Annotated in this window: 18 protein-coding genes and 1 pseudogene; 11 read left to right on the top strand and 8 right to left on the bottom strand. The window is 72.6% G+C overall.

Going from position 1 to position 21,914, the window contains the following annotated elements; translation table 11 throughout:
- The first annotated feature begins 132 nt into the window (after nucleotides 1-132).
- On the top strand, nucleotides 133-2,274 hold the full coding sequence (locus BM093_RS18190; protein ID WP_093345140.1) for a catalase: 2,142 nt from the start codon (nucleotides 133-135) through the stop codon (nucleotides 2,272-2,274).
- Nucleotides 2,275-2,424: 150 nt separating this feature from the next.
- Complete coding sequence (locus BM093_RS18195; protein ID WP_093345144.1) at nucleotides 2,425-3,336, top strand: MBL fold metallo-hydrolase; 912 nt, start codon at nucleotides 2,425-2,427, stop codon at nucleotides 3,334-3,336.
- Nucleotides 3,337-3,610: 274 nt separating this feature from the next.
- On the opposite strand, the gene BM093_RS18200 is transcribed toward BM093_RS18195, so the two are convergent.
- Entirely contained in the window at nucleotides 3,611-4,435 is an 825-nt protein-coding gene (locus BM093_RS18200) for an enoyl-CoA hydratase/isomerase family protein (protein WP_093345148.1), read from the bottom strand.
- Between the two features lie 72 nt (nucleotides 4,436-4,507).
- Between BM093_RS18200 and BM093_RS18205 the strand changes: the two genes are divergently transcribed.
- Both BM093_RS18205 and BM093_RS37390 read left to right on the top strand, forming a co-directional pair.
- Nucleotides 4,508-5,290, top strand: coding sequence for an SDR family NAD(P)-dependent oxidoreductase (locus BM093_RS18205; protein ID WP_093345153.1), 783 nt, complete (start codon nucleotides 4,508-4,510; stop codon nucleotides 5,288-5,290).
- A gap of 57 nt (nucleotides 5,291-5,347) precedes the next feature.
- Nucleotides 5,348-5,782 (top strand): DUF6069 family protein, encoded by a 435-nt coding sequence (locus BM093_RS37390; RefSeq protein ID WP_093345158.1) that lies wholly within the window; start codon nucleotides 5,348-5,350, stop codon nucleotides 5,780-5,782.
- A 91-nt stretch (nucleotides 5,783-5,873) separates the two neighbouring features.
- On the opposite strand, the gene BM093_RS37395 is transcribed toward BM093_RS37390, so the two are convergent.
- The 3 genes and pseudogenes from BM093_RS37395 to BM093_RS18220 form a co-directional block, all read right to left on the bottom strand.
- Nucleotides 5,874-6,095, bottom strand: a complete 222-nt coding sequence (locus BM093_RS37395) for a hypothetical protein (protein ID WP_245773606.1) — start codon at nucleotides 6,093-6,095, stop codon at nucleotides 5,874-5,876.
- Nucleotides 6,096-6,198: 103 nt separating this feature from the next.
- Nucleotides 6,199-6,999: pseudogene (locus BM093_RS38365) on the bottom strand (MFS transporter); the annotation flags it as partial.
- Between the two features lie 108 nt (nucleotides 7,000-7,107).
- Complete coding sequence (locus tag BM093_RS18220) at nucleotides 7,108-7,809, bottom strand: GntR family transcriptional regulator (protein ID WP_093345164.1); 702 nt, start codon at nucleotides 7,807-7,809, stop codon at nucleotides 7,108-7,110.
- Nucleotides 7,810-8,017: 208 nt separating this feature from the next.
- Between BM093_RS18220 and BM093_RS18225 the strand changes: the two genes are divergently transcribed.
- From BM093_RS18225 to BM093_RS18255, 7 genes are all read left to right on the top strand, one after another.
- Nucleotides 8,018-9,397: an MmgE/PrpD family protein gene (locus tag BM093_RS18225; RefSeq protein WP_177238552.1), complete on the top strand. Its 1,380-nt coding sequence runs from the start codon at nucleotides 8,018-8,020 to the stop codon at nucleotides 9,395-9,397.
- A 145-nt stretch (nucleotides 9,398-9,542) separates the two neighbouring features.
- Nucleotides 9,543-10,691 (top strand): acyl-CoA dehydrogenase family protein, encoded by a 1,149-nt coding sequence (locus BM093_RS18230; protein WP_093345173.1) that lies wholly within the window; start codon nucleotides 9,543-9,545, stop codon nucleotides 10,689-10,691.
- Nucleotides 10,688-12,106: an MmgE/PrpD family protein gene (locus tag BM093_RS18235; protein ID WP_177238553.1), complete on the top strand. Its 1,419-nt coding sequence runs from the start codon at nucleotides 10,688-10,690 to the stop codon at nucleotides 12,104-12,106. The genes BM093_RS18230 and BM093_RS18235 overlap by 4 nt, the downstream gene beginning before the upstream one ends.
- Complete coding sequence (locus tag BM093_RS18240; protein WP_093345184.1) at nucleotides 12,103-14,229, top strand: acetate--CoA ligase family protein; 2,127 nt, start codon at nucleotides 12,103-12,105, stop codon at nucleotides 14,227-14,229. The genes BM093_RS18235 and BM093_RS18240 overlap by 4 nt, the downstream gene beginning before the upstream one ends.
- Before the next feature lie 44 nt (nucleotides 14,230-14,273).
- Nucleotides 14,274-15,470, top strand: a complete 1,197-nt coding sequence (locus BM093_RS18245; protein WP_093345188.1) for an ABC transporter ATP-binding protein — start codon at nucleotides 14,274-14,276, stop codon at nucleotides 15,468-15,470.
- Nucleotides 15,471-15,473: 3 nt separating this feature from the next.
- Nucleotides 15,474-17,231: an ABC transporter permease gene (locus BM093_RS18250; protein ID WP_218162816.1), complete on the top strand. Its 1,758-nt coding sequence runs from the start codon at nucleotides 15,474-15,476 to the stop codon at nucleotides 17,229-17,231.
- Between the two features lie 53 nt (nucleotides 17,232-17,284).
- Entirely contained in the window at nucleotides 17,285-18,418 is a 1,134-nt protein-coding gene (locus BM093_RS18255; RefSeq protein ID WP_093345192.1) for an ABC transporter substrate-binding protein, read from the top strand.
- A gap of 74 nt (nucleotides 18,419-18,492) precedes the next feature.
- Here BM093_RS18255 and BM093_RS18260 read toward each other — a convergent pair whose 3' ends face one another.
- The 4 genes from BM093_RS18260 to BM093_RS18275 all read right to left on the bottom strand — a co-directional run bounded on the left by BM093_RS18260 (nucleotide 18,493) and on the right by BM093_RS18275 (nucleotide 21,833).
- A complete protein-coding gene (locus BM093_RS18260) occupies nucleotides 18,493-18,963 on the bottom strand; it encodes a MaoC family dehydratase (protein WP_177238554.1) in 471 nt (156 codons plus the stop codon).
- On the bottom strand, nucleotides 18,960-20,177 hold the full coding sequence (locus BM093_RS18265; RefSeq protein ID WP_093345200.1) for an acetyl-CoA C-acetyltransferase: 1,218 nt from the start codon (nucleotides 20,175-20,177) through the stop codon (nucleotides 18,960-18,962). Before BM093_RS18265 ends, BM093_RS18260 begins: the two co-directional genes overlap by 4 nt.
- Before the next feature lie 70 nt (nucleotides 20,178-20,247).
- Nucleotides 20,248-20,991 carry a 3-oxoacyl-ACP reductase FabG gene (fabG, locus tag BM093_RS18270; RefSeq protein ID WP_093345370.1) on the bottom strand — a complete coding sequence of 248 codons (744 nt, stop codon included), beginning with the start codon at nucleotides 20,989-20,991 and terminating at the stop codon, nucleotides 20,248-20,250.
- Between the two features lie 65 nt (nucleotides 20,992-21,056).
- Nucleotides 21,057-21,833, bottom strand: a complete 777-nt coding sequence (locus BM093_RS18275) for an enoyl-CoA hydratase/isomerase family protein (protein WP_093345205.1) — start codon at nucleotides 21,831-21,833, stop codon at nucleotides 21,057-21,059.
- Nucleotides 21,834-21,914: the final 81 nt, after the last annotated feature.

Below are 21,914 nucleotides of genomic sequence, written 5' to 3' on the forward strand. Positions count from 1 at the left end.
GGACCGACACGGCCCCGCCACGGCGGTTCACGGCCCCGATCGGAGGCCGGGACCGCTGCACGGGTGATTTCCGCCCGCCACCGGGTAGCAGCCGACGGCCCACCCGAAGCGCGACACCGGAAGGACCTCCCGATGGCCACGTCGTTCCAGTCGATCCCCGAGCCGGACCCGCAGAGCGGGGCCGAGGACAAGCAGCGCCGGCTCGACGCTGCCCGGCACGACCCGCAGGGCACCAACCTCACCACCAACCAGGGCGTGCGGGTCGACCACACCGACGACTCGCTGACCGTGGGGGAGCGGGGTCCGACGCTGCTCGAGGACTTCCACGCGCGCGAGAAGATCATGCACTTCGACCACGAGCGGATCCCGGAGCGTGTGGTGCACGCGCGCGGGTCGGGTGCCTACGGCTACTTCCAGCCCTACGACGACTCGCTGGCCGAGTTCACCGTCGCCCGGTTCCTGGCCGACCCGTCGGTGCAGACTCCGGTGTTCGTGCGGTTCTCGACCGTGGCGGGGTTCAAGGGTTCCGCCGACACGGTGCGCGACGTGCGCGGGTTCGCGACGAAGTTCTACACCACCCAGGGCAACTACGACCTGGTCGGGAACAACTTCCCGGTGTTCTTCATCCACGACGGGATCAAGTTCCCGGACTTCGTGCACGCGGTGAAGCCGGAGCCCGAGTCGGCGATCCCGCAGGCCCAGTCGGCGCACGACACGCTGTGGGACTTCGTCTCGCTCCAGCCCGAGGCCCAGCACGCGATCATGTGGCTGATGTCGGACCGGGCGATCCCGCGCAGCTACCGGATGATGCAGGGCTTCGGCGTGCACACGTTCCGGCTGGTCGGCGCGGACGGGCGCGGCACGTTCGTGAAGTTCCACTGGACGCCGGTGCTGGGCACCCACTCACTGCAGTGGGACGAGGCGCAGAAGATCCAGGGCAAGGACCCGGACTTCAACCGCCGCGACCTCTGGGAGGCGATCGAGAAGGGCGCGTTCCCGGAGTACGAGCTGGGCGTGCAGCTGGTGCCCGAGGCCGACGAGCACCGGTTCGACTTCGACCTGCTGGACGCCACCAAGATCATCCCGGAGGAGGAGGTGCCGGTGCAGCCCGTCGGGAAGATGGTGCTCAACCGCAACCCGGACAACTTCTTCGCCGAGACCGAGCAGGTCGCGTTCCACACCGCGAACGTGGTGCCCGGGATCGACTTCACCAACGACCCGCTGCTGCAGGCCCGCAACTTCTCCTACCTCGACACCCAGCTCAACCGGTTCGGCTCGGCGAACTTCCACCACCTGCCGGTCAACCGGGCCGTCACCGAGGTCAGCAACAACCAGCGCGACGGGTTCATGCAGATGCAGATCCACCAGGGACGCGCGCCCTATCACAAGAACACCCTGCAGGGCGGCTGCCCGGCCATCGCCGACAGCGAGGTGTTCCGGCACTACCAGGAGCGGGTGGACGGCGAGAAGATCCGCAAGCGCAGCCCCAGCTTCCAGGAGTACCACAGCCAGGCCACGCTGTTCTGGAACAGCATGGCCGGCTGGGAACGCGAGCACATCGTCGCGGCCTACCGCTTCGAGCTGAACAAGTGCGATCACATGCACGTGCGCGAGCAGCAGGTCGAGCAGCTCAACCACATCGACCACGACCTCGCGGTCGCGGTGGCCGAGGGCGTCGGCGTCACACCGCCCTCCGGCACACCGACGCCGAACCACGGCCGGACCTCACCGGCGCTGAGCCAGGTCAACACGCTGTACGGGTCGGTGGCCTCGCGCAAGATCGCGATCCTGGTGGCCGACGGCGTGGACCCGGTCGCGGCCGAGCTGGCCGAGGCGCTGGGGGCGCGGGGCGCGCTGCCCGAGCTGCTCGCGCCCACCGCCGGGTCCGTGCGCGGCTCGCACGACGCGGACGTCCCGGTCGACCGGGCGATCAACTCGATGGCCTCGGTGGTCTACGACGCGGTGATCGTGCCCGGCGGCACGGGGTCCGTCGCGACGCTGGGCCAGGACGGCTACGCGGTCCACTTCGTCGCCGAGGCGATCAAGCACGCCAAGGCGGTCGGCGCCCTCGGAGCCGGGACCGGGCTGGTGGCCCGGGCGGCGGCCGGGTCGGCCCGGGTCGAGGTCGACGGCGACCGGGTCGTCGAGGACCTGGGGGTCGTCTCGGCGCCGGGCGCGACGGGCTCGGTGCCCGAGGAGTTCGTCGAGTCCTTCTGCACGGCGCTCGGCAGGCACCGGGCGTGGGAGCGCCGCACCGACGCCGTGCCCGCCTGATCACCCGGCCGGCGCGGGCGGGGGCGGCCCGCTCCGCGCCGGCCGGGACCTCCGCGGGTGCGGCTCGCCGTGATCGCGGACCGGGCGGGGCGGTGGGTAGGGTCCGGCACGGTCGCAGGAATCGCCTGCAGCCGGGTTGCGGAGGTGCGGATGGCCGGGCTGAGCCGTCACGATCACGGCGCCGTCGGCGTCCTGATGCCGGAGAACGGGGGGCGCTACCCCTACGGCAACTCGTTGCTGATCCGCGGGAGCGGCGAGACCGTGCTGGTCGACCCGTCGCTCGCGGTCGGGGAACAGGGCCCGGCCGGGATCGAGGGCGGCGAGCGGGTCGACGCGATCGTCGTCAGCCACGGCCACGAGGACCACCTGGCGGGCGTGCACCGCTACCCGGACGTGCCCGTGTACGCGCACGACGCGGACCTGGCGGCGGTGCGGTCGGTCGACACCCTGGTCGAGGGCTACGGCCTGCCCGCGGACCGGACCGGGGAGTTCCGGGCCGAGCTGGTGCGCGACTTCGGGCTGGTGGACCGCCCGGACGCCACCGGCCTGGCCGACGGCACCCGGCTGGACCTGGGGGACCGGACGGTGACCGTGGTGCACCTGCCCGGGCACACGGCAGGCCACTGCGGGCTGCTGATCGAGCCCGACGACTTCTTCTTCGTCGGTGACATCGACCTGAGCCGGTTCGGCCCGTACTACGGCGACACGGGCAGCGACCTCGAGGCGTTCGAGGCCTCCATCGAACGCTGCCTGCAGGTGCAGGCCCGCTGGTACGGCACGTTCCACCACAAGGGTGTGGTGACCGGCGCGCAGCAGTTCGCCGAGCAGCTGCGGGCCTACCGCGACGTGATCGGCACCCGCGAGCAGCGGCTGCTGGAGTTCCTCGGTGAGCCGCGCACCCTCGACGAGGTGGTGGCCCACCGGATCGTCTACCGCCCGCACGTGGACCTGCCGTGGGCGGACACCGTCGAGCGACGGACCTCCGAGCAGCACCTGGCCCGGCTGGTCGCCGACGGGACCTGCGAGATCGTCGAGCCGGGGCGGTTCCGCCGGGCGCGCTGAAACCCGCATCCGTGGCCCTGCCCGGATGCTCGGTACTCCTGTGGTCAACGAATCATTGACGCCAGCAATTCGTCATCGAAACGACGACAACCCCAGGTCACGACGCCGGAGGCGCCGGCGCGATGCCGGCGCCCCGGTAGCGGGGTGGGGGAGGCCCGTGCCTCAGCACCGCGAGGGGCGGGCCTGCCGGTGGTCGCCGGGAGCGCGAGGCCGGCTCACCGGCGTCCGGCACGACGACGCGGCTCACGCCTGCCGGGGCGCGAGCCGAGCGGGGTCAGCGGCCCCGGTAGGTGGCCCGGCCGGGGCCCTCGGTCAGGAAGGAGGCGACGGCCCCGCGCAGGTCCTCGGTGCCGAACAGGGCACCGGAGAGCTGCGGGGTGATCGCGTCGGCGGCCCGCACGCCGTCCCGGACGGCGGTGCCGACGAGCTGCTTGGTGGCCGCGTGCGCCCTGGTCGGGCCCGCCGCCAGCGTGCCGGCGAACGCGCGGGCGGCCTCGGCGAACCCGTCACGAGGCAGCACCCGGTTGACCACGCCCCACTCGCGCAGCACCTCGGCCCCGAACCGCTCGCCGGTGAGGACGAGCTCCTTCGCCCGGGCCGGCCCGGCGCGTTCGGCCAGGCGCTGCGGTCCGCCCATCGACGGGGTGAGGCCGACGACGATCTCGACGAGCCCGAACGAGGCGTTCTCGGTGGCCAGCAGCAGGTCACAGGCCAGGGACAGCTCGAACGCCGCGGTGAGGGTGAGGCCGTGCGCGGCGAAGACCGTCGGCACCGGCAGGTCCTCGATGCCCTGGGCCAGGCGCATCAACCGGCTCCACAGCGTGGTGCCCTGCCCGACCGGGTCGGGCCCCTCGGCGATCTCCTGGAAGCCGTGGACGTCCACCCCGCCGGAGACGACCTTGCCGCGTGCCTCGAACAGGACCGCGCGGGCGCGGTCCGGGTGGCCGGGCGCGGTGATCGCGGCCAGCTCGGCGACGGCGCTCTCGAAGCCGGCGAAGACCGACTCGTCGAACAGGTTGAGCGGGGGATGGTCGAGCACGACGACGGCGAGGTCGCCGTCGCGCTCGACGCGCACCGGGGTGGCGGGGGCGTCACTCATCGGCCGGACGCTACCGGGTGATCCACCGGCGTCCCCTTCCGTGCCGGACGGTGAGTGGGGTAGACCACAACCATGACGTCAGCACTCTCCGGACGGGTCGTCCTGGTCACCGGTGGCGCGAGCGGGATCGGCGCGGAGGTCTGCCGGCGGGCGGCCGCCGCCGGGGCGTCGGTGGTCGTGGCCGACATCGCCGAGGAGCGGGCCCGTGAGCTCGCCTCCGAGGTCGGCGGGCACGCCGTGGTCATGGACGTGACCTCCGAGGACTCCGTCTCCTCCGCAGTGGACCGTGCAGAGGAGACGGCCGGGCCGATCGACGTCCTGGTGACCTCGGCGGGGATCACCCAGCCGCCGCTCCCGCCGGAGGAGCTGGACCAGTCCATGTGGGACAAGGTCCTGGACGTGGACCTGCGCGGCACCTGGCTCTGCGCGGTCGCCGTCGGCCGCCGGATGGCGGTGCGGGGCAGCGGCAACATCGTGACGATCGCGTCGATCGCCGGGATGCGGTCGATGCCGCTGCACTCCTACACGCCGGCCAAGGCCGCGGTGATCGCGCTGACCGCGGACCTGGCGACCGAGTGGGGCCGGTCGGGGGTCCGGGTGAACTCGGTGTCGCCGGGCTACACGCTGACGCCGCTGTTGCAGGAGCAGATCGACCAGGGCCAGCGCGACCCCGCCAACCTGGTGGAGGCCTCGGTGCTGGGCCGGATGGTCCGGACCGAGGAGGTCGCCGACGCCGTGTGCTTCCTCGCCTCCGATGCCGCCTCGGCGATCACCGGGGTGAACCTGCCGGTCGACGCGGGCTGGTTGATCGCGCCGTCCTGGCGGACCTACCGGGGCGTTCCGGACAAGCGCTGAACCGGGTGGGGGAAACCTCTTGACCTGAACTGAACTTCAGGTCCCAGGCTCTGTCCCATGAGCGAAACCACAACCGTCCACACCGTTCACCCGACCGCCGCCGGCACGCCGGTGGCACGCCGGCGGCTGCTGCGACTGGCCGGCGTCGCGGCGACCGTCGTCGTCACCCTCGCCGTCTGGGCCGTCGGTGCACTCGCCGGCGCCGACTACGTCCTGCGGGACCCGACCGGCGCCGTGGTCATCGACGCCTGGACCACCGCGGTGGTCACGCTCGTCGTGTCCCTGCTGGGCTGGGCCGGCCTGGCAGTGCTCGAACGCCTCACCCGGCACGCCGCCCGGATCTGGACGGGCCTGGCCGCGGTGGTGGTCACCGCGTCGATGGTCCCGATCTTCCTGATCGTCGCGACACCGGCGACCCAGGTGGCGTTGTTCTTCGTGCACCTCGCGGTGGCCGTGCTGGTCCCCGCCCTGCTGCAGGCCCGTCGCCGGTAGGAGCCGGCACAGGTGCCACCCGCCGTGAGGGGTCGGCGGGTGGCACCGTCGGTTCGGCATCCGCCGAGCTCGAGCGGTGCGATCGCCGACGCTACGTGTCGGGCCGGGTGGGCAGGTCCCGTGTCGCGACCAGCGTGCACGCCGCCGAGGAGAGCAGCAGCAGTCCCACGGCGTGGAAGATCGCCCCGGCACCACCGGTGAGCCCGGCCAGACCGCCCGCGCCGAGCGGGACCAGGACCTGCCCGATGCGGTTGCCCGCCAGTCGTACCGACAGTGCGGCAGCGCGGTTGTGGTGATCGGCGACCAGGGTCACCCAGGACATCGTGAGCGGCTGCCCGAGACCCCAGAAGAATCCGACCGACCACCAGCATCGCGACGGCCAGCAGTACGACGTCGTCGGTCAGGGGCAGCAGCGCCATCGGGATGCCGGAGGCGAGCGTGGCCGACACGAGGAGTGCCCGCCGGGGCAGCCGGCGCAGCAGCAGGGGCATCGCCGCGCGCGAGACCACCGAGGTGACCGTGCGCGCCGTCAGCAGCAGGGTGACGGTCCCGACTCCGAGTCCGGTCTCCTGGCCGAGCACCGGGAGATAGGCCATGAGCAGATCCATCCCGGTGAGGACGGTCAGGCTGGAGTAGATGGCGGGCTTCATCCCCGGGGTGTTGAGGATGGCGAGCGTGGACTGTTCGGTCCCGACCGCCTCGGCCGTGCCGACCCGGCCCCGGCGGACCGGGGCGAAACCGAAGGCGAGCGGTACCGCCGCGGCGGCGAGTCCCGCCATCACCAGCAACGCCGGTGTGGTCGCGACCTGCCCGGGCTCGACGCCCCGATCGGTGAGCGTCGTGACGGCCCCGGCGAGCGGGAAGCCGACGAGCTGGCCGACCGAGACCCCGAGCGTGAGGTGGCCGAACCGGTTGTCGATCGTGCCGGGTGGCGACCACAGGGGGATCAAGCTCTGACACGCCACGGTGTGCAACATCTGCCCGAGCCCGAGCACGGCGCTGGCGACGATCAGAACGGCGAGGGAGGGGCTGAGCGCGGCGGCCAGGACCGCGACGACGGTCAGCGTCAGACCGAGCCGCACGACCAGCACACCGCGGCCGCGGTCGACTGCGCGCCCGATCCGTAGTGCGACGACGAGGGGGAGCAGCGCGAACACGGCCGTGATGAGGCCGACCGCCACAGCGTCCCCGCCGAGCGCGAGAGCGCGGTAGGACATGAGCGTCCGCACACCGCTGAGGACGGCGTGGGAGAGCAGCGTGGCGAGGACCAGGGACAGGAACCACGGCGGCCGGCGCCCGAGGGGTCGGAGGTGGGGCACCTGGGGTCAGGAGGCTTCGGAGTCCGACTCGTTCGTGCTCGTCGGGCCTGTGGCGCGCAGCTCCTTGCTCGTCTGGCGCAGCTCCCACGCGTGCATGATGTGGGCGTGCATGGCGGCCCGTGCGGCCGGTCCGTCGCGACGGGCGAGCGCGTCCAGGATCCCCGCGTGGTCGTGGTCGAGGGCCTGGCTGAACTCGGTGACCCCCCACAACGTCACCGACGGTTTGAACCGGGCCCACAGCAGCTGCAGGCCCTCGATCATCACCGAGGATGTGCTCTCGTAGATGGAGAAGTGCAGGTCCTTGTTGAGCAGGGACAAGGTCGCGGGCTCGACGCCGTCGGCCGTCGCCCGGACCAGGCGCTCGTTCGCCGCGAGCACGGCCGCGTAACGCTCGTCGGTCATCCGCTCGACCGCCACCTCGCAGGCGAGGCCCTCCAGCTCGGCTCGCATCCGGTACAGGTCGCGGGCCATCTCCGGCGTGAAGTCGCGCACCGTGGCGCCACGGTGGCTCGTGTACTCGATCGTGCCGTCGGCGGCCAGGATGCGCAGCGCCTCGCGGACCGGAGTCGGGCTCACCCCGTAGCGCTTGGCGATCGCGGTCTGGCGTAGCTGATCGCCCGGGTTGATCACTCCCTGTTGGAGGTCGGCCTTGAGTCGATCGAGCACGTAGGCCGTACGGCTCTTGGGCGGCGCGTCGCTCTCGCTCATGGACTCCGGAGCTCCTGGTCTCGTCCGTGTGGCCCGGTCCCGGGCGGTCCGAATCTACCACGACGCTACTTTCCATGTTCGGTGGAGTAGATTTTATAGAATCTATTGACCCCTCGGTCGTCCTCGTGTTTGCCTCTGTGTCGCCCCGACCGGGTGACACCGGTCACCGACGGGAGTCGTCGATGCCGACAGCACGGGAGGAACCTTGGTGATCGGGAGCATCACGGGCACGAGCCGGGAGGTGCGTGCGGCGCGGCCCGGATCGGCAGCCGATCCGGGCCGGTGGTCCGGCCTGGCCCCTGAGCAGCGCGACCGCCTGCAGCACCTGCTGGTCGACGCACTCGGTCTCGCCGCGGCCGGTGCCGCGAACGACGACGCACGGTCCGTACTCGCGGGTCTCGCCGCGGTCTCGCCCGGCGAGAGCAGGGTCCCGTGGACCCGTCTGCGTCTCGCCGCGCCGCAGGCCGCCACCGCGCTCTCCACGCTGATCCACGCCTGGGACTTCGACGACACGCACGACGAAGCCGTCGTGCACACCGCCGCCGTCGTCGTCCCGGCGGCGGTCGCGGCAATGGCCACCTCGCCGGCGCCGGGGGAGCGGTTCCTCGACGGCCTGGCCACCGGCGTGCAGCTCTTCTCCCGGCTGGCCCGCCTCGTCGGGCCCCGTCCCGGGGTCATCCGCACCGCCGGGCTGGGCGCACTCGCCGCTGCGGCCACGGCCGCGACCGTGTGGGGACTCGACGAGGCGGACACCGAGAACGCCGTCGCGCTGTGCCTGGGTGCTGCGCTCGCGCCGGCGACCCGCCAGGCCGTGGTCGACGGCTCGGTGGCCAAGCGGCTCCAGCCCGGGCTCGCCACCGCCCACGGCGTGACAGCGGCGTCGCTCGCCCGTTCCGGCGTCATCGGACCGGCGGGCTGGCTCGGCGGCACCTACGGCGTGCTGCCCGGCTCCGAGCTGCGGCTCGCCGACCTGCTGACCGGACCGGCCGAGCTCGACGCGGTCGCGCTCAAGCCCTATCCCGCCTGCCGCTACACGCATGCCGCGCTGGCCGCCGGTGAGCAGTTGTATGCGCGGCACCCGGGCCCGGAGGCGTTGCACCGGATGGTGGCGCATCTGCCCGCGGGCGCCGCCTACGAGCTCGTCGCCCGCCCGTGGCGGGACCGCGGCAGCCCACTGGTCGACGCCCAGTTCTCGCTGCCGTGGCAGCTCGCCGCGCTGTGGGTGACCGGCCGTTACGACCTCACGACCCTGCGCGGCGACCTCGGCCGCGCCGATATCGCCGCCGCGGCTGCCCGCATCGAGGTCCGTCAGGACCTGCCCGAGAGCACCGTGATGGCCGGCGCCCGGCTCGAGCTCGAGACCCCGGACGGCCGGCACGACACCGCCGAGGCCCGGATGCCCGGTACCGGCGACGCGCGCCCCGGCCGGGACGCCGTCGACCGCAAGCTCCTCGGCTGTCTGGACGTCGCCGGCGCAGCCGACCCGCGCGCTGTCGCCGACGGCCTGTGGCAGCTGGCCGCCGAGCTGCCCTCACTCGACGCGAGCGGCGTCGGCGCGGCGCTGCGTCGACGAACCGCCGTCCCGTGAGGGCGGCGCCACGACCTGCGGCCCCGCAGCAGCGGACAGCCCTGACTGCCCAGCCCTGACTGCCCAGCCCTGACTGCTCAGCGACGACTCCTCAGCCCTGACTGCTCAGCGACGAACGACGAACGACGAGAAGGAACCCATCATCATGGACTTCGGCCTCACCCCCGAGCAGACCACGCTCGTGGAGTCGGTCTCCAAGCTTGCCGAGCGCGAGTTCGGTGCCCGCGCCTTCCAGCGCACCGAGTTCGCCTGGGACTCGCTCAAGGTGCTCGCGGAGCACGACCTGACCGGGCTCACCCTCCCGGTCGAGGTCGGGGGCCAGGGCGCCTCGCTGCTGGACGCGGTACTCGTGATGATGGCGATCACCAAGGTGTGCCCGCACAGCGCCGACGCGTTGCAGGCCAGCAACTTCGGCGCCATCCGGCAGGTCGCGAACTTCGGCTCCGACTACGTCCGCGCCGAGGTCCTGCCGCTGTTCCTGCGCGGCGAGGGCCTGGTCACCGCCGGGATGAGCGAGCCGGATGCCGGCAGCGCGCTGACCGACCTGCGCACCAGCGCCCGCTACGAGGGCGAGCACGTGGTGCTCAACGGTCAGAAGTGCTGGAACTCGCACGGCCCGGACGCGACGCACTCGGTGGTCTGGTGCCGGTTCGGCCCCTCCTCGCGCGACATCGGCGCCGTGCTGGTCCCGTTCGACTCCCCGGGCTTCACCCGGGGCAAGCGCGAGCTGCACATGAGCGGCGAGTCGCACTGCCAGCTGTTCTTCGACGAGTGCCGGGTGCCGAAGGAGTACGTGCTCGCCGACAGCGGCGCGCTGGGGAAGATGCTCTCGATCTTCGGTGTCGAGCGGATGGGCAACGCCTCGCGGGCCCTGGCCCTGGCCGAGACCGCCTACGAGCGCGCCGTCGAGCACGCGAAGGTACGGCAGGCCTTCGGCAAGGACCTGTGCGAGTTCCAGGGCCTGCAGTGGAAGTTCGCCGACATGAAGGTCGAGCTCGACGCGGCGCGGATGCTGCTGCTGCGGGCCGTCGCGAACGCCGACGCCGGCGCCCCGGACGCCACCGAGGCCGCGGTCGCCAAGCTGCACGCCAACCGGACCGCCTTCCAGGTGGCCAACGAGGCGATGCAGGTCTTCGGCGCCTCGGGCTACAGCCAGGAGTACCCGCTGGAGTACATCGTCCGCCGCACCCGCGGCTGGATGATCGCCGGCGGCTCGGTGGAGATCCTCAAGAACACCATCGCCGGGTCGATCTTCGGCCGGCGTTTCGACCAGCGGGCGGGGGCCGGCAAGTGAGCGTCACCGGAACCACCCACGACACCGTCGCCGCCGCGGGCCGGAGCCTGGACGGGGCGACCGACGCCGTCGTCGACTGGGTCGTCGCGGCGCAGGAGCGCCCGCTGCCGCCGGAGGTCGAGCACCACGTGCGCCGGCTGCTCGTCGACTACATGGCCGCCGTGATCCCCGGTGCGGCCACCGACGTCGCCCGCGGTGTGGCGGCCCACGTCGGCACGACCTACGGCGCCACCGGCCGCGCCGCGACGGCGATCGGCCTGGGCCGGGTGTCGGCACCCGGTGCCGCGTTCCTGAACGGCACGAGCGCGCACAGCCTCGAGGTCGACGACGGCTACACCCCCGGCAGCGTGCATCCGAGCAGCGTCTGCTTCCCGGCCGTGCTCGCCGCCGCGGAGGCCCGCGGCAGCGACACGACCACCACCGTGCGCGCGCTCGCGGTCGCCCTGGAGGCCGTGTCCCGGCTCGCCGCCGCAGGCCACCCGGCCACCTGGCGCAACCACTTCCACAACACCCCGCTCGCCGGCGTCGTCGGTGCGACCTGTGGCGTTGCGGTGCTGCACGGACTCGATGCCGATCGGCTGCACGACGCGCTCGGCGTCGCCGCATCGCACGCCGGGGGGCTGTTCGCCTTCCTCGGCAAGGACGCCGAGGTCAAGCGAATCCACCCGGGCAAGGCCGCGCGCGACGCGATCGTCAGCGTCGAGCTCGCCGAGGCCGGGGTGACCGGCCCGCGCCCGATCCTGGAGACCCCGCACGGCTACGTCGACGCGTTCGCCGACGGCGGTTTCGACGCCGGCGTCCTGCTCGACGGGCTCGGGGAGCGCTGGGTCGTGCTCGACTCCTACGTCAAGCCCTACCCGTCCTGCCGGCACCTGCACGGGCCGATCGACGCCGTTCGGGCGCTGCGCGCCGCACACGGGGTGGCCGCGCCGGACGTCGCGCGGGTCGACGTCGCCACCTACACGGTCGCCTCGCACCACGCGGGTACCCGGGTGGAGGCGCTGCTCGACGCGCAGATGAGCATCCCGTTCGCGGTGGCCACCGCGCTGGTGCACGACGAGGTCGGACTCACCGAGTTCGGCCGGGACGCCCGTCGTGACCCGGGTGTGCTCGATCTGGTCGACCGGGTGCACGTACGTGCCGACCGGCAGGCCGACGCCGACTACCCGACGCTGCGCACCGCGGTCGTGACGCTGACCTGCCACGACGGCCGCGAGCTGACCGAGCGGGTACCGCTGCCCTACGGCGAGCCGGGCAACCCGGTGAGCGACGAGGAGATGACCGCGAAGCTGGTGCGGCTCGCCGCGCCGGTGATCGGCCGCGACGCCGCCACCGCGCTGGCCGAGCAGCTCTGGACGTTCGCCTCGCTCGACGTGGTCGCCCGGACCGACGAGTACTGCCGGGGTGTGGCATGACCCAGCTGACCGACCGGCCCGCCGGCGCCCCCGGTACGACCCGGGCCGACCTGGGGCGCGCGCTGCTCGCGCCGCGCTCCGTCGCGATCATCGGGGCGTCCGACGACGCCCGGAAGACCACCGCGCGCCCCTTGCGGTTCCTGCGCGAGGCCGGGTTCACCGGCGGGGTCTACCCGATCAACCCGCGCCGCGAGACCGTGCTCGGTGAGCAGGCCTGGCCCGACATCGCCTCGCTGCCGGAGGTGCCCGATCACGTCTTCGTCGTGACCGACACCGCGCGGGTGGTCGACGCGGTCCGCGAGTGCGGCGAGGCCGGCGTGCCGCTGGTGACCATCCTGTCCGGTGGCTTCGGTGAGGGTGGTCCGGAGGACCGGGAACGGCTGGCCGAGCTGCTCGAGGTCGCCGACACCTACGGCGTGCGCGTCCTCGGGCCGAACAGCATCGGCGTGGTCAACCCGCGCAACGGCATGCTGCTCACCGCGAACGCCGCGTTCGCCGAGTCCGACCTCCCGGTCGGGCCCTCGTTCGTGGCGTCCCAGTCCGGCAGTGTCATCGGCGCCCTGATGACCCGGGCGAAGGCCCGCGGGCTCGGCTTCGCCGGGCTGGTCTCCACCGGCTCCGAGGTCGACCTGACCCTCGGTGAGATCTGCGAGGCGACCCTCGACGACCCCGAGATCGGCTCGTACACGCTGTTCGTGGAGTCGATGGAGAACGCCGGGCCGCTGGCCCGGTTCGCCGCGGCTGCCGCCGAGCGGGGCAGGCCGGTCACGGTCTACAAGCTGGGCCGCAGCGACGCCGCCGCCGCGCTGTCGGTCTCGCACACCGGAGCCCTCGCCGGCGAGGACGACGAGGCCGACGCGTTCTTCCGGGCCTGTGGCTTCGCCCGGGTCGACAACTTCGAGGCGTTGATCGAGGCCGAGGCCCTGCAGCGCCGGATCGGCAGCCCCGGTGCCACCCGGGCCGACCGGATCGCGGTGATCACCTCCACCGGCGGCGGTGCCGCGATCCTCGTCGACCAGCTCGAGACCCGCGGCGTGACGGTGGCCCGGCCGAGCCCGGCGGTGTTCGAGCGCCTCGGGGGGCTCGGGCTCGCCGTTGCGGAGAACCTCATCGTCGACCTGACGCTGGCCGGTACCCGGCACGACCTGGTCCTCGGCGCCCTCGACGTGCTCCGTTCCAGCGGCGAGTTCGACCTGGTGCTCTTCGTGATCGGCTCGTCGGCCCGGCTCAACCCGGAGCTGGCCGTGCGGGCGATCGCCGAGGCGGCGGGCGACGGCCCGGTCCCGATCGCGGCCTGGGCGCTGCCGGACGCGCTCGACTCGCTGCGGATGCTCAACGACGCGGGCGTGCCCGCGTTCCGCACGGCGGAGGCCTGCGCCGAGGCGGTTGCCGCGACCCTGGCCCGCCGCCCGGTCGACCCGCAGGTGCTGGCCACCCGCGAGCCCGCACCGGCAGCCCGGTCGACCCGCACGCTCGACGAGGCCGCCTCGGCCCGGCTCCTGGGCGAGCTGGGGGTGCGGTTCCCTGCCGCGACGACCTGCGACGGTTCCGCAACGCCCGCGGCGGGGCAGAGCTACCCCGTCGTGGTGAAGGCGCTGTCGGATCGGCTGCCGCACAAGTCCGACGCCGGAGCGGTCGTGCTGGGCGTCGGAGACGCGGACGGCCTCGCCGATGCGGTCCGGACGATCCGCACCAATGTCGCCGCGCACGAGCCCACGCTGCAGCTCGAGCAGTTCCTCGTGCAGGAGATGGTCGACGACACGGTCGTGGAGGCGCTCGTCGGCTACCGGGTGAGTCCGGCGGTGGGGCAGCTGGTCGTGCTCGCGGCCGGCGGGATCCATGCCGAGCTCTACGAGGACTCCACGCTGCGGCTGGCACCGGTCACCGCGGAGGTGGCCCGGGAGATGATCGAGGAGGTGACCGCGATGAGGATCGCCCGGGGGTTCCGCGGGGGACCGGTCGGGGACCTCGACGGGCTCGTCGACACCGTCGTCGCGATGTCCCGGCTCGCGGTGACGCACCCCGACGTGGTCGAGGCCGAGATCAACCCGGTCGCGGTGCGCCCGCGCGGCCGCGGGGCGGTCGCGCTCGACGCACTGGTCCAGCAGGCCGACGAGGCCTGATCGGCCCGCCCGACCATGAACCGACACACATCCGAGGACACACCATGGACGTGAAGATCACCGACTTGTCGCTGACCTACGGCGACTTCACCGCGGTCGAGCACCTGAGTCTCCACATCGAGGACGGCGAGTCCCTGGTGCTGCTCGGGCAGTCGGGCTGCGGCAAGACCAGCACGATGCGGTGCGTCGCCGGGCTGGAGGACCCCAGCGGGGGCTCGATCAGCATCGGTGGCACGACGGTCTTCGACGCCGCCGCCGGGACCAACGTCGCTCCGAACCGGCGCAACGTCGGGCTGGTGTTCCAGTCCTACGCCGTCTGGCCGCACATGACGGTCCTGGAGAACGTCTCCTTCCCGCTGCGCATGAAGCGGCGCCCGAAGAAGGAGATCCGGACCCGGGCGCAGGAGACCCTGGAGCTCGTCGGCCTGGGCCACCTGGCCGACAAGGGTGCGAGCAAGCTCTCCGGTGGCCAGATGCAGCGGGTGGCGCTGGCCCGCAGCCTCGCGATGGAACCCAACGTGATGCTGCTCGACGAACCCCTGTCGAACCTCGACGCCCGGCTGCGTGACGACCTGCGCGTCGAGCTGCGACGGCTCCAGCTCGAACTCGGGCTCACCAGCATCTACGTCACCCACGACCAGTCCGAGGCACTGGCGCTCGCGGACCGCATCGCGATCATGCAGCACGGACGGATCTCCCAGCTGGCCACGCCGGTCGAGACCTATCGCAACCCCGCCTCGGCGTCGATCGCCGAGTTCCTCGGGGTCGCGAACATCTTCCGCACCTGTGCGCCGCGGGCGGGGGAGCACCGGCTGCGCCTGGCCGACCACGCCCTCGAGATCGCGGTCGGGACCGCCGTCCCGGCCGGGGACGACCTGAGCGTCTGCGTGCGCCCGGAACACGTGCGGCTCGCGACGCAGCCGGGTGCGGGAGCCCCCAACTCCTGGCCGGGCACCGTCGAGGTCAGCGTCTTTCAGGGCTCGTACGCCCGCTGCACCGTCGCGCTCGACGCCGGACCGAGCCTCGAGGTCCACACGCAGGACGCCACGTTCGTGCCGCGCCAGCACGACCGCGTGCACGTCGAGATCGACCCCGCGCACGTCCAGGTGCTCCCGCAGGAGGTCGGCCCGGTCGTCGGGGACGGTGTCCGGGACGACGCCGCGCCGGCGGAGCCGGGCGTCGACGACGACCACGGGCGTCGGGTCGTGGCCCACGCCGCGACGATGTCCGGGGAGGGCTGAGCCGTGGCGTTGCTCGACGACCGGCGCCGGGCCCGGGGTGCGGGCGCGGCACCGGCCCGCACCCCGGGCCCGGCGCGGTCGGCCCGCGGCCGGCGCCGCCGGTGGCTGCCCACCGGGCTGGTCCTGCTCGTGCTGACCGTCCTGATCCTCATCCCGGCCGCGATGGTGCTGCTCGCCGCGTTCAGCGTGGACGTGCCACGGCCCGGGAACATCACCTGGGACCTGACCGCGGCCAACTTCGGGATCTTCGCCGACCCGCAGACGCTGCGGGCGTTCCTCAACTCCATGGTGGTCGGTGTCGTGGCGACGGCGCTGGCCTGCCTCATCGGCGCGGCGCTGGCGTTCCTCGCCGCGCGCACCGACATCCCGGCGGCGCCGTTCGTGTTCCTGGTCGGCCTGATGCCGATGTTCCTGCCGTCCTACGTCGGCGCGCTCGCCTGGTCGATGCTCGCCGGCCCGAACGCCGGGCTGCTCAACATCGCGCAGAGCGACCTGGGGACGTCGCTGCCGCTCGACATGTACTCGGTGCCGGGGATGATCTTCGTCTTCGCCCTGTACTACTCGCCGTACACCTTCCTGATGGTGCACGGGGCGATGTCGCTGATGAGCCCGGACCTCGAGGAGGCCGCCCGGGTGCACGGCGCGAGCTCGCGCCGGATGCTGGGCCTGGTCTCGTTCCCGCTGGCCACGCCGGCGCTGATCGGCTCGGCGATGCTCACCTTCGTCCTGATCTTCGAGAACTTCCCGGTCGCCCAGGTGCTGGGCACCCCGGGCGGCGTCGACACCCTGCCGACACTGATCTTCCGGCTGCTCAACACCAGCCCGTCGCGCGGTAACGAGAGCGCGGCCATCGCGGTCGTGCTCGTCGGGGTCGTGCTGCTGGCCACCTGGCTGCAGCAGCGGATGCTGGCCAAGCGGTCGTTCACCACGGTCACCGGCAAGGGTGTCCGCCAGAAGAAGGTCGCCCTGGGCCGGGCCCGGATCCCGCTGTTCCTCGGCGTCCTGGTCTTCTTCTTCCTGTCCATCGTGCTGCCGGTGCTGGCGCTCGTGGTGGTCTCCGGGCAGAGCTCCCCGTACATGTCGTCCCTGAGCGAGCTCGCCGAGCCGGGCGGTCTCGACTTCAGCTCGTTCGCCGACGTCCTGGGCTCCTCGAGCTTCCGGGAGGCGACGTGGCACAGCCTGGTCGTCGGGGTGTGCGCGGCGGGCGCGGGCGTCGTGCTGGCATTCCTGTGCAGCTACGTCGTCTACCGCACCAAGGCGTCCGGCCGATCGCTGGTCGAGGGCGTGTCGATGGTGCCGCTGGCGCTGCCGGCAGTGGTGCTCGGCATGGGGCTGCTGTGGACCTGGCTGGTCATGCCGGTCCCGCTCTACGGCACCCTCGCGGTCCTGGTCGTCGCGTTCCTCGCGGTGCAGGCCCCGCAGGGCTTCCGAGGCGTCTCCTCCTCGATCCTCGCCACGGACCGCGACCTCGAGGACTCCGCGGTCATGCTCGGCGCCTCCCGGGGCCGCGCGGTGACGAGCGTGACGGTGCCCCTGATGAAGGTCGGGCTGCTGTCGACGTTCCTGCTGCTGCTCATGCTCAGCATGCGTGAGCTCACCGTGCCGCTGTTCCTCTACACCAGCGACACCGAGATCCTCTCGATCGCGATCTACGACGCGTTCGAGAACGGCGGCGCGCTCCAGGAGGCGGCCGCGATGAGCGTCATCTACACCGCCTTCATGTTCGTCCTGTCCTACATCCCCCGCCGCCTCGCGCGGTAGTTCCCCCCCCCGCGGACGACAGCGTCGTCCGCTCTCAGCAAAGGAGCTGACCCATGAAGCGGACACGCCTGAGTGTCCTGGCCGCCACACTCACCGCGGGCAGCCTGCTCCTCGCAGGCTGCGGCGGAGCGGGCGCCGCCGACGCCACCACGGAGGAGATGCTCGCGCTCCCCGCCGTCGACGACGCCAACGGGCTGGTCGTCGACGGCGAACAGGTCGCCGACGCGAGCCTGCTCGAGGCCGCCCGCGACGACACGCTCGTCTGGTTCACCGGGTCGGGCAGCGAGAGCGCCGAGCTCACCGCCGACCGGTTCACCGCCGAGACCGGGGTCGAGGTCGAGGTGACCCGGATGCCGTCGGCGAAGCTGAACGAGCGGGTGCCGAGCGAGGCGGGCGCGGGACGGCTGTCCGCCGGCGTCGTGACCGTCACCGACCCGATGATCGCCGAAGGGCTCGAGGACAACGGCGTCTACGTGCCCTACACCGAGATGCCGACTCACGACACCCTGGCCGGGACGAAGGACGTGCAGTGGGCCGACGGCGCCTACTACACGTCGTACTACTCGGCCTACGCCTTCGCCTACAACACCCAGGCGGTCGATGCCGCCGCCGTGCCGACCAGCTGGGACGACCTGCTCGACCCGAGGTGGAAGGGCCGGATGGGGGTCGTCAACGCCGGTGCGGGTGGCACCGTCCAGGGCCTCGCCGCATTCCAGGAGCAGGTCATGGGCCCGGACTACTGGGGCGGTCTGGCGGCCCAGGATCCGCGCTTCTTCGACACGACGTCCGTGCAGCTCGAGTCCCTCGCGCGCGGCGAGATCGACATTGCGACCGCCGGCTTCAACAGCACCTACGGTGCCGAGCTGTCCGGGGCACCCATCAAGCTCGTGGTGCCGGAGGAAGGCGTGTCCGGCACGTTCAACATGCAGGGCCTGACCAGCGCCGGCCAGGACAGTCCGGCCGCGAAGCTGTTCATGAACTGGACCTGGTCGAAGTCGGGCCAGCAGTTCGCCGCCGCGCAGGGCTTCATCGGAGCGCGAACCGACATCGAGCAGTGGCCGACCGGCCAGTACCGGCTCCCGAAGGCCGACGATCCCAGCTTCGTCGTCTACTCCCCGCAGGAGGCGGCGGCGCAGGGTGCCGACGTCGTCCGGCGCTGGAACGCGGCGTTCGGGTTCAACGGCTGACCCGCAGGAGAGAATCCCTGACCGACGCCTCCGGTTCCGTCGAACCGGAGGCGTCCGGCGTTCTGCCGGGCGGTTCAGTCGAGCAGCAGCAGCGACAGCTTGCGGGCCACACAGGCCGGTCGCCGGGAGTCCTCGAGCTCGACGGTGACGTCGATCGCCACGAGGACCCCGCCGGTCCGCGGCTCGGTGCTCGCGATGGTGGCGCGCAGCCGTACCCGGGAGCCGGACGGGACCGGAGCGGGGAAGCGCACCCGGTCCATCCCGTAGTTGAGCCGTGCGGAACCGAGCTCGAGACGGTAGAGGTCCCCGGCCAGCGAGGAGATCAGGGACAGCGTCAGCTGACCGTGCGCGATGGTGGTTCCGTGCGGCCCGGCAGCGGCCCGTGCGGGGTCGACGTGGATCCACTGGTGGTCACCGCTCGCCGCGGCGAAGGTGTCGATCCGGTCCTGGTCGACGACGAACCACGGCCCCGGGCCGAGCTCGACGCCGACGGCGGCATCGAGCTCGGCCGGGGTGGCGACCACGAGCGGCCGCGTGGTGGTCACGCGGGCACCCGCTCCAGGACGGCGGCCAGGCCCTGTCCGCCACCGATGCACAGCGTGGCGAGCCCGTAACGCCCCGCACGCCGGTCGAGCTCGCGGGCGAGCGAGCCGACCAGCCGGGTGCCGGTGGCGCCGACCGGGTGGCCGAGCGAGATGCCCGAGCCGTGCACGTTGACCCGCTCCCGGTCGTCGGCGCCGAAGCCCCACTCGCGCAGCACGGCCAGCGCCTGCGCGGCGAAGGCCTCGTTGAGCTCGACGAGGTCGATGTCGGACAGCTTCAGCCCGGCCCGCTCCAGGGCGAGTGCGCTCGCCGGGACCGGTCCGATCCCCATGGTGCGGGGCGGCACGCCGGCGACCGCCCACGAGACCACCCGCACCAGGGGGCGCAGCCCGAGCTGCTCGGCGCGTTCCGGGGTGGTCACCAGGCACATCGCGGCGGCATCGTTCTGCCCGCTGGAGTTGCCTGCGGTCACGGTCGCGCCGTGGATCGTGCGGCCCAGGACCGGGCGCAGGGCTCCCAGCGACTCCATCGAGGTGTCGCGGCGGGGATGCTCGTCGGTGTCGACGACGGTCTCGGTGCCGCGGCGGCCGGGAACCGTCGTCGGCACGATCTCGTCGCCGAACACCCCGGAATCCTGGGCGGCGACCGCCCGGCGGTGCGATTCGACCGCCAGTGCGTCCTGCTCCTCGCGGCCGATGCCGTACTCGGCGCGGAGGTTCTCGGCGGTCTCGAGCATGCCGCCGGGCACCGGGTAGCCGGGGCCACCGGCGGTCTCCCGGGCGCGGGCCAGCCCGTCGTGCATGGTCATGCCGCCGCGGGCGGCGCCCCAGCGGGCATCGGTGGTGTAGAAGGCCACGTTGCTCATCGACTCGGTGCCCCCGGCGACGACGAGGGACGCGGCTCCGGTCTGCACCGTCATCGCGGCGTTGAGCACGGCCTGCAGGCCGGAACCGCAACGCCGGTCGAGCTGCTGGCCGGGCACCTCGACCGGGAGGCCCGCGGTCAGCGACACCACCCGCCCGATCGCGGGTGCCTCGCTGCTCGGGTTGCAGTGGCCGAGGATGACGTCGTCCACGGCCTCGCCGGGGACACCCGTGCGAGCGAGCAGCTCGCGCAGCACGGTGGTGCCCAGGTCGACCGCGCTGAGTGGCTTCAGCACACCGCCGTACCTGCCGATCGGGGTCCGCAGGGGTTCGCAGATCACGGCGTCGGGCACGGGTCCTCCAGGGCGGTGTCGAAGCGGTGGGTGTCGAAGCGGTGGGCGGGGAGCTCTCCGGGCGCGCAGCTCACATGAACCGTCCCCCGGTGACCTCGGCGGTCGTCCCGGTCATGTACGACGACAACGACGACGCGTAGAACAGCGCCACGTTCGCGACCTCGTCGACCTCGCCCACCCGCTGCATGGGGATCTCGGACATCTTCTGGTCCCAGGCCTTCTGCGGCATCGCCTCGGTCATCGCGGACCGGATCAGGCCGGGCTGGATGGCGTTGACGCGCACGCCGTGGTGCGCCATCTCCTTGGCGGCGGCCTTGGTGAGCCCCACGATGCCGGCCTTCGCAGCCGAGTAGTTGGTCTGCCCGACCATCCCGACCTTGCCGGACAGCGAGCTGATGTTCACGATCGCTCCCGACTTCTGCTGCCGCATGTGGGCGGCGGCGAGGCGCGTGCCGTTCCAGCTGCCCTTGAGATGCACCTGCAGGACCAGGTCGAAGTCCTCCTCCGACATGGTCCGCATCGTGGCGTCCCGGGTGATGCCGGCGTTGTTCACGAACACGTCCAGCGAACCGAACGTCGCGACGGCGGCGTCGATCAGCGCCTGCACGTCTGCGGCGGAGACCACGTCGCAGCGCACGCCCAGGGCGACGCCATCGCCGCCCAGTTCCTCGGCGGCGGCCTGGGCGGCGGCCTCGTCGAGGTCGCCGAGCACGACACGGGCGCCGTGCGCGACGTAGGTGCGGGCGATGGCGAGCCCGATGCCCTGGGCCCCGCCGGTGATGACGGCGGTGTGGCCCTCCAGCAGGCTGGTCATGTGCGGTCCCTTCTCCTGATCCGGATCGGTCGTGTCGGGTCGCCGGACGGGTTCCGGCGGCCGGGTCATGCGAATCGGGGGCGCCGCCGTTCGGCGAAGGCGGCACGCCCCTCGGCGGCATCGCGCCCGTGCCCGGCGAGGGAGACGGCCATCCGCTCGGTGGCGAGGAAGTCCGAGAGACCGCCGCTGCCGGTGGTCTGGAGCCGTTTCGTGAGTGCGTTGGACTCGCGCGGTCCGGCAGCCAGCCGCTGTGCGATCGTCCGTGCCTGCGCTGTGGCAGACCCCGCGGGTACGAGGTCACTGACCAGCCCGGCTGTCGCGGCCTCCGGGGCGTCGAGCCGCTCGCCGAGCAACAGGTGCTTCGCCGCACGCTGCGCTCCGAGCCGGCGCGGAAGGTGGTAAGCGGTGCCACCGTCGGCGGTCAGCCCGCGCTCGGCGAACGGCGCGCAGAAGAAGGCGTCCTCTGCGGCGACGACGAGATCACACGCCAGCACCAGCCCCCAGGCGGCGCCGACCGCGTACCCCTCGACCGCGGCGACCACGATCACGTCCGAGTGCACGATCTCCTCGATGACCGTGTGGACGAGGGCGAGCCGCGAGGCGGCCCCGAACAGGCCGTCGTGCGCGGTGGGCATCGAACCGACGTCCCCGCCGGAGGAGAAGTAGCTGTCACCGCCGGTGAGCACGATCGCGGCGTCTCCCCGCGCCGCGGCGTCGCGGATGCCGTCGAGCAACAGATCCAGCAGGGCGTGGTCGAGGGCGTTCCGGCGGTGTGGGCGGTTCAGCTGGAGGGTCGTCACGCCGGCAGCGGCATCGACGATGAGCGGCTGGGGTGACGACATAATTTATAGAATGTAGCAGAGCGGGGGTCGAGAGTGGATGTCCGAGCGCCGTCCGGCGACGACCTGCACCGAGGCACCGGT

Origin of the sequence: Pseudonocardia ammonioxydans, assembly GCF_900115005.1 — a bacterium.
Taxonomy (GTDB): Bacteria; Actinomycetota; Actinomycetes; order Mycobacteriales; family Pseudonocardiaceae; genus Pseudonocardia; species Pseudonocardia ammonioxydans.